We start from the raw sequence: 12,167 nt of genomic DNA on the forward strand, positions 1-12,167 counted from the left end.
CCACGGCCCGGGGACGCAAGGGGGAAGATCCGATTTCTGGCGCCCTTCCGCCAAGGAAATGTGACGCTCAGCTCCATTCGCCCATGGGCAGGCGGATGACGAAGACGGTTCCCTCGGGTCCGCTATGCGCAAGATCGAGCGTGCCGCCGTGTCCTCGGACAAGTTCCTGAACGATGGCGAGGCCGAGGCCGGAGCCGCCCTTGCGAGCGCCGCCCTGGAACGCCTTGAAGAGATTGTCCCGCGCCTTGGCCGGAAGGCCCGGCCCGGTGTCGGACACCTTGATGAGCCAGCCGAGGTCCTCCGAACGGGCCGAGACCGTGATCTCGCCCGCCACACCCGATCCAAGGATCGCCTGGCGGGCGTTCTTGACGAGGTTCGAGAGGATGCGGTGCAGCTGTTCGGGATCGGCGCGCAGCATGAGGTTCGGGGGGATGTCGGCGGCGAGGGAGATGTCCGCATCGCCGATCGCGAGATGCTCGGCCTCGAGCACGTCGTCCACGACCTCGGCAAGGTTCACGTGGCTCAGGACCGGCGCGGGCTCCTCCGCGCGGCCGAAGGCGAGCGTCGATTCGCAGAGCGACACCGCGCGGGTCAGCGAGTTGATCAGCTTCGGGGCCAGCCGCTTGACCACCGGGTCCTCGGAGGTCTCGATCCGGTCGGTGAAGAGCTGCGCCGAGGTGAGGATGTTGCGCAGATCGTGGCTGACCCGCGCCACCGCGCCGCCGAGCTGGGCGAGGCGCTCCTTCTGGCGCAGCGCCTGCGTCAGGTCGGTCTGCATCTTCTGCAGCGCGTCCTCCGCTTCGCGCAGTTCGCGGACGGTCGCGGTCGGCTGGATGATGCGGCGCGCATCCTCGGGCGCCGCGGCGTAGTTCTGCATGTGCGAGACGACGCTCTTGATCGGCTTCACCAGAAGCCTGCGGACGGCGAGAAACAGCAGGCAGGCGGTCAGCACCGAGATGACCGCCGAGAGGCCGAGAATCCGAAGACCGTACTCGATCATCGCGGTGCGCAGATCGCCGGTATCCATCGTGACTTCGATCTGGAGGCCGGCCTCGCGGGAGGGGCTGCCTATGACGCGCACGAGCTGCTGCTCGGACGTCACGAGACGCATCAACGCATCCCGGATCAGCGTCATCGCCGAGGCGTTACGGAGATCGTATGTCGCCGAGATCTCGCCCGGGATCGGAGAGGCCAGCATCAGCTGGCGTGCCTCGTCGCGCCGCAGCACGACGTTGTAGACGCCGGCGTTCAGCAGGAGCTCTTCCTCGAGCGAGGGATCTATGGTGTCCGACGCGAGCGCCGCGAGCGAGGCGATCTGCGCTCGTTCGAGCCGCGTCTCGAGATAGCTCTCGCGGAACCGCGCCACGGAGGGCACGAAGATCAGCACCTCGGCCAGCATCACGAAGATTGTCGTGAGAATCAGAAAGCGGCCGGAAAGCGAATTGATCATGGTGCCTTAAATGGTGCGCAATCTCACGGCAGCCAGCGCTGAACCAGACCGACCACGCGCTTGACCGCCTCGCTCTCGAAGAGCTTCGGAGAGAAATAGGCGCCGGCCGCGCGTTTGTTAAGCTCCCCGTATGTCGGATAGGGCGCGACCATGCCCGTGACGTCCTTCATCTTGGACCCCGACGAGATCGCGAAGGCCCAGAGCGAGATGTGCTCGCCCGCCTGATGGCCCACGATCGAGGCGCCGACGGGTTTGCCGTTATGGACGACGACCTTGACGCGTCCCGTCGTATGTCGCTCGGCCTGGGCGCGGTCATTGCCCTCGTAATCGAAGCGGGCAACCTCGTGGTTCGCGCCCCACTCCTTCTTCGCCTCGGCTTCGGTCATGCCGACATGTGCGACCTCGGGATCGGTGTAGGTGACCCACGGAATGTGCGATGTCGCGGCTTTCGCCGGCAGACCGAAGAGCGTCGAGCGGATCACCACGCCCGCGTGGTACCCTGCGACATGGGTGAATTGCAGTCCGCCGGCCGCGTCGCCGATCGCGTAGACCTTGCGATTGGTGGTCCGGAGGTGCTTGTCCACACGGATGCCCGTCCGCGTCGTGCCGATGCCGGCGGCATCGAGGTTCAGGCTCTCGGTATTGGCCTTGCGGCCGACGGCGACGAGAAGGTGCGAGCCGGCGATTTTCCGGCCGTCGTCCGTCTCGACCGTGATGCTCCCGTCCGAGCCGGCGACCCTGGCGGCCTGCGCTCCCTCGATGACCTCCACGCCCTCGCCGCGGATGGCATCGAGAGCGATGGCGGACATCTCGGGGTCGTCCTTGCCGAGCGCCTTCTGGCCCTCGATGACGGTGACTCTCGCGCCAAGGCGGCGATGCGCCTGCGCCATCTCCATCCCGATCGGGCCGCCGCCAATGACGATCAGATGCGCGGGCAGCTCGCGAAGGTCCCAGAGTGTCTCGTTGGTCAGATACGGGACGGTGTCGAGCCCCGGAATGGGCGGCACGAAGGGACGCGATCCCGTCGCGAGCACCACGCGGCGCGCGGTGATGCGGAACTTCTCGGTCTCGACAACCGCATCGGTGTTCACGAAGCGGCCTTCCTCGCGGATGACCCGGACGCCGAGACCCTCGAACCGCTCCTGGCTGTCGTGAGGCGCGATATTGGCGATGACGCCGTGAACGTGGTCCATGGCGGCGGCGTAGTCGACCTTCGGCTCGACGCTTGCGACGCCGTATTGCGCGGCATGGCGCATGGCGTGCGCAACCTTCGCGGTCTGGATCAGCGCCTTGGACGGCACGCAGCCGTAGTTGAGGCAATCGCCGCCCATCTTGTGGCGTTCGAGCAGGGTGACGTCCGCGCCCATCTGGGCCGCGCCTGCGGCGACGGACAGGCCACCGGACCCTGCGCCGATGACGAGCAGGTCGGTCTTGATGTTGTCCATGGATCTAAAGGCCCTTCTTTCCGCGCAAAGCCTTGAGGATCATAGGGAGCGCCGCGAGCGCTGCCAGCCCGAAGAGCGGCAGAAGCACCTGTGGCTCGTAGAGAAGAGACAGGTCCGGGGTCTCGCCCCGATCGAAGACCTCGCCGACGCCGACGCCGATGGAGGTGAAGACGAAGGCTCCGGGAACGATGCCGAGCGCAGTGGTCAGGAGGAAGTTCCGGAAGCGGACCCCCACGAGCGCCGGAACGAGATTTGCGACGAAGAACGGCACCGCCGGCACGAGGCGCATCAGGAAGAGAACCGAGATCTCGTTTTCGTGGAGGCCGTCCTTGAGGCGCTTGACCGTCCCTTCGGACGCCTCGATCTTTTTCGAGAGCGACCGCCCGAGCCCCATCCGCGCGGCGAAGAAGATGGCCACCGCCCCTGCCGTGGCCGCCATCACGTTCAGGACCGTTCCGCCCCATAGGCCGAATAGGAACCCTCCGGTGACCGAAGCGACCGCGGCGCCCGGAAGCGAGAACGCGACGATCAGGACGTAGATGCCGACGAATGCCGCCGCGAGGCCGATGAGGTTGTCGTTCCGGAACGCCAGGAGTGCGTCGCGATTCTCGGCCAGCGTCTCGAAGCTCAGGACGTCGCGCAGCGTCAGGAACCCTGCGACGGCCACGACGAGGATTCCGATGAGCGGCAGGTGGCGCATGAGGCCGGTCCTTCCCTGGTGGCGGGACTGAGTGTCGATCTGCGTCATGGAGCGGTCTGTCCTCCGCGGCACGGGTGAGTGGCGTCTGACTGCAAGATGCAGGCCAGCGGGCCGTTAAAACACCCGCATCACGCGGCCTTGATGCCCGGTGACGGCGGCATGAGGCAAACCCGCGTTGGGCGCGCTCTCTGTAACACTTCCCCGCGCCTTCGACCCCGATTTGTTGCAGGCGGGACATCGCACGACGTTTGACGCGGGGTTTGACACGCGTCCGCTGCTTGCCTATAGCGCGGGCTTCCAGAGAGATTCTGCCCTCGCGCCTTCGCGCCCGGGCCCTGACAGACGACGGAGACGGAGCGATGACAAAGCGCACCTACCAGCCCTCGAACTACGTGCGGAAGGCCCGCCATGGCTTCCGCTCGCGGATGGCCACCAAAGCCGGCCGCAAGGTCCTGAACGCCCGCCGCGCCCGCGGCCGGAAGAAGCTGAGCGCCTGACCATCCTGACCGCGCAGCCGCGCATGACGCCGCCGGAGGCCCCCGAGAGCGATTGCTTTCGGTCGGACCCGGCGGCGTCTGCGCGTCCGCGCATCCGGATCGAGACGCTGGCTCGGCGGCCCGAGTTTCTCGCGGCCGCCCGCGCGGACAAGCAGGGCACCAAGGCGATGCTCGTGCAAGCCCGTCACCGCGGTGACGGGACGGATGTCGTGCGCGTCGGCTTCACCTGCTCGAAGAAGGTCGGCAATGCCGTCGCCCGCAATCGCGCCAAGCGGCGCCTGCGCGAGGCGGCGCGTCTGGTGCTGACCGAGAACGGCCGCCCGGGCTTCGATTACGTGCTCATCGGAAAGCCCGGCGCAACCGCCGAACGCCCCTTCGACGCGTTGCAGGACGATCTCGTCTTTGCGCTGAACCGGCTTCATGCCCGGTCTTCGGCCTGACGTCAGAGCGCCGGCGGCCTGGGTGCTGGCCCTGCCGGTGCGCGCCTACCGCCTGGTGTTTTCGCCTTGGGTCGGCTTCAACTGCCGCTACCACCCGACATGCTCTGCCTATGCGCTTGAAGCGCTCGCCCGCCATGGCGCGCTGCGTGGCACATGGCTTGCCCTCCGCCGCATCGGCCGCTGCCACCCCTGGGGGCGGTCCGGCATCGACAACGTTCCCGATTGAGGGACGTTGTGCCCACGCCACAGCGAGACGGGGCGCAAACCTGCCCATAGGTAAAATAAGAGTCGCGTGACGGCCGTGATTCGGCGTATGTGTCCGGCACGGACCCGCAGACAAGAAGGAGGGTTAGGCATGACTGAACTTAACGCTCCGGCCAAGATCATGGTCCACCCGGTGTCGTCGCGAGGCTTCCGAGCCGCCGCCTGACACCGCCCATCGCGTCCGAAGCGTCTGCCGGCCGCGATATCCCGCAACCCCGAACCTCGGAGCCACGTGGCAGATCCACGGGCGACCTGCGTCTAGGTGTGCGGGACGGGCCTCCTGGCTCCGAGTCAGCTTTCTGACCGAGACCAGAGGATGTCTTCCATGATCTATCTCATTCATTCCGATCGCACGCCAAACGCGGACAGCATCGACGGCATCATTGCGCGGCACGGCGCGTTCCCCGTGCTGTTCGCAGCGCTCAAGGCACTGTTCAAGCTTCGGAAAAGGCGGCAGCGTCCGGCCGACGCCGCCACGCTTCCGGATCATCTGAAACGCGATATCGGGCTACCGCCGGAAGCGGCGCATGCGCGGCGGGACGCGCTTCCGCCGTTACGGACACCCTTCTAGCGGTCGCGCGGCCCCGGCACATGATCTCGGGGCCGCGCCTCCTTCACGAGGATTGCTCGATCACGCCGCAGGCGATGCGCCCGCCGGCTCCGGCATCCTCGCCGTAGCTGTCCGGGTTCTCGTGCACGATGATCGCCGAGCCGTCGTCGTCCATGATCGGTGCATCGCCGTCCTCGAGGCTCAGCACAGTGGAGGTGATGTCCGCGCGAACGTCTCCCTCGGCACTGGCGAAGACGTTCGGCAGGTCGCCGGCATGCGGCCCACCTTCGGCCATCAGACCGTGAGAATTGCCGTTCGGCGCGTAGTGATCTCCCGCCGAGGTGAAATCGTCCGCACATTCGCCGGTCTGGTGCACGTGGAAGCCGTGGCCGCCTTCGGGCATGTCGCTCGCCTCGACGTTGAAAAGCAGGCCATCATTGGTCTCGAAGATCTCGACCATGCCGACCTCGGCGCCGCTCGGATCCATGAGGGTGGCGGTTGCGGCCGGGCTCATGTCCTCGCCGCTTTGAGCAAAGACGGTGCTCGCGGCGAAGATCGCGGCCGAGGCGGTCAGGATGGTGGAACGCATGTTGGTCTCCCTTGCATCTGCATCTCTGCGCAAACGTGACGGTTGCACCCGTCGTTCCCCCTTGCCCGGTGCGACGCATGCGCCTATCCCGCGATCCATGCTCGACCATACAGACGACATCCACCCGCTCTTCCGCGGCGCGCCGAAGACCACGGAGTTCAAGAAGCTCCGCAAGCGCCTCGTGCAATCCGTGCGCGAGGCCGTGGATCAGTACGGCATGATCGGCCCCGGCGCGCGTGAAGGCGAGAAGCCGAAATGGCTCGTCTGCCTCTCGGGCGGCAAGGACAGCTACACGCTGCTGGCGATCCTGCACGAGCTGCAATGGCGCGGGATGCTGCCCGTCGATCTACTCGCCTGCAATCTCGATCAGGGCCAGCCCGGCTTTCCCGCGACGGTGCTGCCGCAATTCCTCGAAGAGCGCGGCGTGCCGCACCGGATCGAGTATCAGGACACCTATTCGGTCGTCGTCGACAAGATCCCCGAGGGACGGACTTTCTGCGCGCTCTGCTCGCGGCTGCGGCGGGGCCATCTCTACCGTGTGGCGCGCGAGGAAGGCTGCTCGGCGGTGGTGCTCGGCCATCATCGGGACGATATTCTCGAGACCTTCTTCATGAACCTCTTTCACGGGGGGCGGCTCGCCACCATGCCGCCGAAACTGGTGAACGAGGAGGGCGATCTCTTTCTCTACCGGCCACTTGCGCATGTTGCCGAGGCCGATTGCGAGAAGTTCGCTAGGGCCATGAATTATCCCATCATCCCCTGCGATCTCTGTGGCAGCCAGGACGGCCTGCAGCGCCAGCAGGTGAAGCAGATCCTCGACGGTTGGGAGCGCAACAGCCCCGGACGGCGGCAGGTCATGTTCCGCGCGCTGATGAATGCGCGCCCCTCGCACCTGCTCGATCCGAAGCTCTTCGACTTCGCGGGACTCGCACTCGATCCGAAGAACGAGGGTCCTTCGGACGCGGCGGGCGAGCGGCTTTAACCGTCCACAAATGTTCTTCCCGTTAGTCTGGCCTCGACACTGCCGGACATCGGGGGAATCGCCATCATGGAGCCAGGCCGCTCGCGCGACCGCGCTATCGTCACGTTTGCGCAGCAGCGCTGGCTGTCGGGGATCCAGATCCTCTCCTTCGTGCCGGCCTTGGCGCTCGGCTCCTACTGGCTCGCCGGCGAGGGGGCGCTCGCCTTTGTCGCACTGTTCGTCCCGCTCCTCGCCTTCGTTTCCGGGGCGCTGCGGACCGTACCGCCCGGACGCGTCGCGCGCGCTGCGGTGCAGGTCGACCGGATGGATCTCGCCGAGGCCGAAGAACACTGCTCCGAGATCCTTGCAGAGGCCCGCGCGGCGAATCTCTCGACCGCGGCCATCGCCATCGACCTCGGAGGGCTCGAGGAGGTGGCCGAGATCTACGGCGAACGCGAGGCCGAGTTCCTGCGCGCCAGGGTGCTCGAGCAGATGCGGCACGATCTCCGGCCGCAGGATACCGCGGTACGGATCGGCGACCGGCGCTACCTGATCGTGCTCGATCCGACGGCGAGGCTGGATGCGGAGCGCCTGACCGGCCTTGCCGGCCGTCTGCAGTCGCGCCTCGAGGGACCGGTGTCGGGCACGCAGCGCAGCCATTACCTGAGCGCCGCCGTCGGCCTCTGCGCCGGGTCGCGCCTTCCCGCGGTCGCCGGCGGCACCGAACTGCTCGACGCCGCCCTGACCGCACTCATGGACGCGTCGGGCGGCGGGGGCTCCGGGATAACCGCATGGTCGCAGGGGATGGGGGCAAGCCGGACGATGCGACGCGCCCTGCGCGCCGATGTCGCGCTCGCGTTCGAAAGCGGTCAGATCCAGCCATGGTTCCAGCCGCAGATCTGCACATCGACGGGCCGCATCAGTGGCGTCGAGGCCCTCGCCCGCTGGATGCACCCCGAGCGGGGCATGATCCCGCCGGCCGATTTCCTCGACTCCCTCGAGGCCGGGGGGCATCTTGCGCGGCTCGGCGAGGTCATGATCCGCGCATCACTTGCGGCGCTGAACGAATGGAGCGCCCGCGGCTTCGACATTCCGAAGGTCAGCGTGAACCTGACCGGGACCGAATTGCGCGAACCGACCCTGCCCGACCGGATCGCCTGGGAGCTCGACCGGCAGGACGTCTCGGGTGACCGTCTCTGCATAGAAGTGCTGGAAACCGCATTCTGCGAGGACACGGAATCGACGGTCTCGCGAAACGTCTCCCGGTTGAAGCGTCTCGGTTGCAGCATCGATCTCGACGATTTCGGCACCGGACATGCCTCGATCATGGCGCTCCACCGCCTTCCCATCGACCGCGTGAAGATCGACCGCGGCTTCATCGCCGGGATCGACCGCAACGAGAGCCAGCGGCGCATGGTCGCGGGCATACTGAGCCTTGCCGAACAGCTGGGCATTGAGACGCTCGCCGAAGGGGTCGAGAGCGCGGGCGAGCACGCGCTCCTCGCGCAACTCGGTTGCGGACACGTTCAGGGGTTCCGCATCGCGCGCCCCATGTCCGCGCCGCATTTCGCCGACTGGGTCCTCCGCCACAACCAGAACCTCTGCGCGCCCGACCTGACCCGCCGATCACGTTGATCATCGACCTTCCGGGCGTGGATCATGCCGGGGAGGCGGAGCACGGCACGTATCCGCTGCACGCTGCCGCCCTGGCGCAGGCAGTCACCCTGTCGCGGGTCACTTCGTTCACGCCGACAAAAAGAGGCCTGACCTCCCCGTCATATGATCCGCGCGACGCCCGGGCGCGGGCTCTGGCACCCGTTTCCCCTTGACCTCCGGGCACGCGGTCTGTTGAACGCCCCCATCTGCCACGGGACCCCGGAATCCGCGCTTCATGGACGATCAGAACAAGAACCTCATCCTCGCGACCGCGCTCAGCTTCATCGTGATCCTGCTGTGGTTCGTGCTTTTCCCGCCACCTGAGACGCAGACCGATCCCAACGGCGCGACCGCGACGGAAACCGCCCAGACCACCGGCGAGGCCGATGTCGAGGGTGGCCCGGCGGTGACGCCATCGGCGACGCCCGATGCCGCGTCGGCGGACAATGCCGACGAGGAAGCGCAGGAAAGCACCGAAGCGCCGCGCGTCGAGATCGACACGCCCCGCCTCGTCGGGTCCATCTCGCTGCTCGGCGGACGGATCGACGACCTCCAGCTCAAGGATTACACCGAGACGATCGAAGAGGATTCCGAAATCGTCTCCCTCTTCAATCCGGTCGGCGGTCAGGACGCCTATTATGCGCTCTACGGCTGGGCTCCCGGTCAGGGCCTGAGCCCCGAGGACGTTCCCGGCCCCAACACCGAATGGCAGGTCGAGGGCGAGGGTCCGCTCACCCCCGACAGCCCCGTGACGCTGACCTGGGAGGGCCCCGCGGGCCTCGTCTTCCGCCGCACCATCTCGGTCGACCAGAACTACATGTTCACCGTCGAGCAGGCGGTCGAGAATACCGGGGACGCCAGCACCTCGCTCGCGCCTTACGGCGTGCTCGCCCGGCACGGCGAGCCGGCCAACGCCAAGAACTTCTTCATCCTTCACGAGGGCGCCATCGCGATGGCCGATGGCGAGCTGTCCGAGACCTCGTGGGACGGCCTTACCGACCTTGACCAGAACGCCGGCGAGGGCGCCCGCGCGGAAGTCTATCAGGTCGACGAGAACGGCTGGATCGGCTTCACCGACCATTACTGGATGTCGAGCCTGATTCCCGATCACAGTCAGGGCTTCAAGGCAGTGGCCAAGTACGACGAGGCCCGCGACATCTACCAGACCGAGCAGGTTCTTCCGACGATGACGGTCGGCGCGGGCGAGAGCGCATCGGTGTCGACCCGTCTCTTCGCGGGTGCGAAGGAATGGGACACGATCCGCCGCTACCAGAACCAGCCGAACTGGCTCTTCAGCCTCTTCGGCGCAGAGCCCGACGCCGATTACCCCGAGATCGACCGTTTCGTGGATGCGATCGACTGGGGATGGTTCTTCTTCCTGACGAAACCGATCTTCTGGGTGCTGCACGAGCTGAACCAGCTCATCGGCAACATGGGCGTGTCGATCATCCTGCTGACGCTGATGATCAAGGCGCTGCTGCTGCCGCTGGCGTTCAAGTCCTACGTCTCCATGGCGAAGATGAAGGAACTCCAGCCCGAGATGGAGAAGATCAAGGAGCGCGCGGGCGACGACCGCCAGAAGCTCCAGCAGGAGATGATGGAGCTCTACAAGAAGGAAAAGGTGAACCCGGCCTCGGGCTGCCTGCCGATCCTTCTGCAGATCCCGATCTTCTTCTCGCTCTACAAGGTGATCTTCGTCACCCTCGAGCTGCGCCACGCGCCGTTCTTCGGGCCCTTCCAGGACCTGTCGGCACCCGATCCGACATCGTTCTTCAACTTCTTCGGCCTGCTGCCCTGGGGCGCGCCCGAGGCGGGCTCGCTGCTCGCGCTGGTCTTCATCGGCATCCTGCCGCTGCTGCTCGGCGTGTCGATGTGGCTGCAGCAGAAGCTGAACCCGGCGCCGCCCGACCCGACGCAGGCTATGATCTTCGCCTGGATGCCGTGGGTGTTCATGTTCATGCTGGGCAGCTTCGCCAGCGGCCTGGTGGTCTACTGGATCGCGAACAACACGATCACGTTCTCCCAGCAATACGCGATCATGCGCAGCCAGGGCTACACGCCGGACGTCTTCGGCAACATCAAGTCGAGCTTCCAGAAGAAGACCAAGACGGAAGACAAGAAGTGACAAGCGGCGCCAGTGTCCAGAGCCTCTGGCGCCACCCGATCAAGGCCCACGGTCGCGAGACCGTGGGCTCGGTCGTTGTGGAAGCAGGCCGAACGATGCCATGGGACCGGGTCTGGGCCGTTGCCCACCAGAAAAGCGACGCGGACGGGACCTCATGGTCCCCCTGCCGGAACTTCACCCGGGGCGCGAACATCCCTGCGCTCATGGCGATCGAGGCCAAGCTGGACGAGGCAGGCCGGCGCGTGACACTCACACATCCGGAACTCGGCTCGCTGGCCTTTTGCCCCGACGACGAGGCGCAGGCTTTCCTCGACTGGATCGCGCCGCTTCACGAAGATAGCCCCTTCAAACCGGCGCGCATCGTCACGGCCGGGCAACAGGGCATGACCGACAGCGCGTTTCCGTCCCTGACCATCTGCAATCTCGCCAGCCACCGCGCGGTCGAGGAGGCGGCGGGTCGCCCGCTCTCGATCCACCGCTGGCGCGGCAACATCTGGGTCGGCGGCCTCGCGCCTTGGGAAGAATTCGAGATGATCGGCCGTGAGATCCGCATCGGTGAGGCCATCCTCGCCGTTCGCGAGCGCACCGGGCGTTGCAAGGCAACCCACGCCGATCCCGAGACCGGAGCCCGGGACATCGACATGCTGGGCCTGCTGCAAGGCTTCGGCCACACAGATTTCTCCGTGCAGGCAGAGGTGACCCGCGGCGGCCGCATCACCGCAGGCGACACCGTGAGGCTGACATGACCACCCTGCCCTTCCCGCTCGCGGATGCACCCGAACAACAGGCCGCAGAAGCCGCGCACCGGCTCTTCTCTCCTGGTGCCGACTTCCTCAAGGGCGTGGTCGCGATGGACGGGCTTCCGCGCGACGACCGCCTCGAAGTGTGCTTCGCCGGCCGGTCCAACGTGGGGAAATCGACGCTCATCAACGCGCTGACGGGTCGCAAGGGGCTGGCGCGGGCCTCGAACACGCCGGGCCGGACGCAGGAGATCAACTTCTTCACGCTCGGGTCAAGCCATTACCTTGTCGACCTGCCGGGTTACGGCTACGCCAACGCGCCGCTGCCGGTGGTCGAACGCTGGCAGGCCCTTCTCAGGGCCTATCTCGCGGGCCGCGCGAATCTGCGTCGCGCTTTCGTGCTGATCGATTCCCGTCACGGAGTGAAGCCGCCCGACGAGGAAATCATGACCCTTCTCGACCGCAGCGCGGTGACGTTCCAGGCGGTGCTCACGAAGGCCGACAAGGTCAAGGAACAGGATCGCGAGAAGATGCTGGCCCAGGTGCGCGAGCGGCTGTCCAAGCACCCCGCGGCCTTCCCGGAGATCGTCCTCACCTCGTCCGAAAAGGGTCAGGGCATCGACACGTTGCGGGCGATCATCGCCACGCTGCCCTGATCCCGGCGTCCTTTACGCCTGACCTTGCAGGGCGCGAGGGCCCTGCCGCCTCCCCTTGCGTCCGGGTGCCCGCGCGCCGATAACGGTCGGGCCC

At 66.6% G+C, this 12,167-nt stretch carries 13 protein-coding genes; 9 read left to right on the forward strand and 4 right to left on the reverse strand.

Going from position 1 to position 12,167, the window contains the following annotated elements; translation table 11 throughout:
• Positions 1 to 67: 67 nt before the first annotated feature.
• From OCH239_RS08455 to OCH239_RS08465, 3 genes are read right to left on the reverse strand one after another with little or no spacing between them, the layout of a single operon-like run.
• On the reverse strand, positions 68 to 1,450 hold the full coding sequence (locus OCH239_RS08455; RefSeq protein WP_037261052.1) for a sensor histidine kinase: 1,383 nt from the start codon (positions 1,448 to 1,450) through the stop codon (positions 68 to 70).
• Between the two features lie 23 nt (positions 1,451 to 1,473).
• Positions 1,474 to 2,895, reverse strand: coding sequence for a dihydrolipoyl dehydrogenase family protein (locus tag OCH239_RS08460; RefSeq protein ID WP_037261055.1), 1,422 nt, complete (start codon positions 2,893 to 2,895; stop codon positions 1,474 to 1,476).
• Between the two features lie 4 nt (positions 2,896 to 2,899).
• A complete protein-coding gene (locus OCH239_RS08465) occupies positions 2,900 to 3,643 on the reverse strand; it encodes a TVP38/TMEM64 family protein (RefSeq protein ID WP_037261057.1) in 744 nt (247 codons plus the stop codon).
• Positions 3,644 to 3,954: 311 nt separating this feature from the next.
• Between OCH239_RS08465 and rpmH the strand changes: the two genes are divergently transcribed.
• From rpmH to OCH239_RS08485, 4 genes are all read left to right on the forward strand, one after another.
• Positions 3,955 to 4,092 (forward strand): 50S ribosomal protein L34, encoded by a 138-nt coding sequence (gene rpmH / locus OCH239_RS08470; RefSeq protein ID WP_037261060.1) that lies wholly within the window; start codon positions 3,955 to 3,957, stop codon positions 4,090 to 4,092.
• Positions 4,093 to 4,115: 23 nt separating this feature from the next.
• The gene (gene rnpA, locus OCH239_RS08475; protein WP_037261061.1) at positions 4,116 to 4,532 is read left to right on the forward strand and encodes a ribonuclease P protein component; all 417 of its coding nucleotides are present in this window, start codon (positions 4,116 to 4,118) and stop codon (positions 4,530 to 4,532) included.
• Positions 4,513 to 4,758 carry a membrane protein insertion efficiency factor YidD gene (gene yidD / locus OCH239_RS08480; protein ID WP_037261065.1) on the forward strand — a complete coding sequence of 82 codons (246 nt, stop codon included), beginning with the start codon at positions 4,513 to 4,515 and terminating at the stop codon, positions 4,756 to 4,758. Before rnpA ends, yidD begins: the two co-directional genes overlap by 20 nt.
• 363 nt (positions 4,759 to 5,121) lie before the next feature.
• On the forward strand, positions 5,122 to 5,367 hold the full coding sequence (locus OCH239_RS08485; protein ID WP_037261068.1) for a hypothetical protein: 246 nt from the start codon (positions 5,122 to 5,124) through the stop codon (positions 5,365 to 5,367).
• Positions 5,368 to 5,410: 43 nt separating this feature from the next.
• Here OCH239_RS08485 and OCH239_RS08490 read toward each other — a convergent pair whose 3' ends face one another.
• On the reverse strand, positions 5,411 to 5,935 hold the full coding sequence (locus tag OCH239_RS08490) for a superoxide dismutase family protein (RefSeq protein ID WP_037261071.1): 525 nt from the start codon (positions 5,933 to 5,935) through the stop codon (positions 5,411 to 5,413).
• 97 nt (positions 5,936 to 6,032) lie between these two features.
• On the opposite strand from OCH239_RS08490, the gene ttcA reads away from it, so the two are divergent.
• The 5 genes from ttcA (at position 6,033) to yihA (ending at position 12,073) form a co-directional block, all read left to right on the forward strand.
• Positions 6,033 to 6,917, forward strand: a complete 885-nt coding sequence (gene ttcA / locus OCH239_RS08495) for a tRNA 2-thiocytidine(32) synthetase TtcA (protein ID WP_037261073.1) — start codon at positions 6,033 to 6,035, stop codon at positions 6,915 to 6,917.
• Positions 6,918 to 6,983: 66 nt separating this feature from the next.
• Positions 6,984 to 8,531 (forward strand): GGDEF domain-containing phosphodiesterase, encoded by a 1,548-nt coding sequence (locus OCH239_RS08500; protein ID WP_051489378.1) that lies wholly within the window; start codon positions 6,984 to 6,986, stop codon positions 8,529 to 8,531.
• Between the two features lie 256 nt (positions 8,532 to 8,787).
• A complete protein-coding gene (gene yidC, locus OCH239_RS08505) occupies positions 8,788 to 10,677 on the forward strand; it encodes a membrane protein insertase YidC (protein ID WP_037261076.1) in 1,890 nt (629 codons plus the stop codon).
• Entirely contained in the window at positions 10,674 to 11,423 is a 750-nt protein-coding gene (locus OCH239_RS08510) for an MOSC domain-containing protein (RefSeq protein ID WP_037261079.1), read from the forward strand. The genes yidC and OCH239_RS08510 overlap by 4 nt, the downstream gene beginning before the upstream one ends.
• A complete protein-coding gene (gene yihA / locus OCH239_RS08515; protein ID WP_037261082.1) occupies positions 11,420 to 12,073 on the forward strand; it encodes a ribosome biogenesis GTP-binding protein YihA/YsxC in 654 nt (217 codons plus the stop codon). The genes OCH239_RS08510 and yihA overlap by 4 nt, the downstream gene beginning before the upstream one ends.
• Positions 12,074 to 12,167 lie beyond the last annotated feature (94 nt).

It is taken from the genome of Roseivivax halodurans JCM 10272 (genome assembly GCF_000521785.1).
GTDB classification, from domain to species: Bacteria; Pseudomonadota; Alphaproteobacteria; order Rhodobacterales; family Rhodobacteraceae; genus Roseivivax; species Roseivivax halodurans.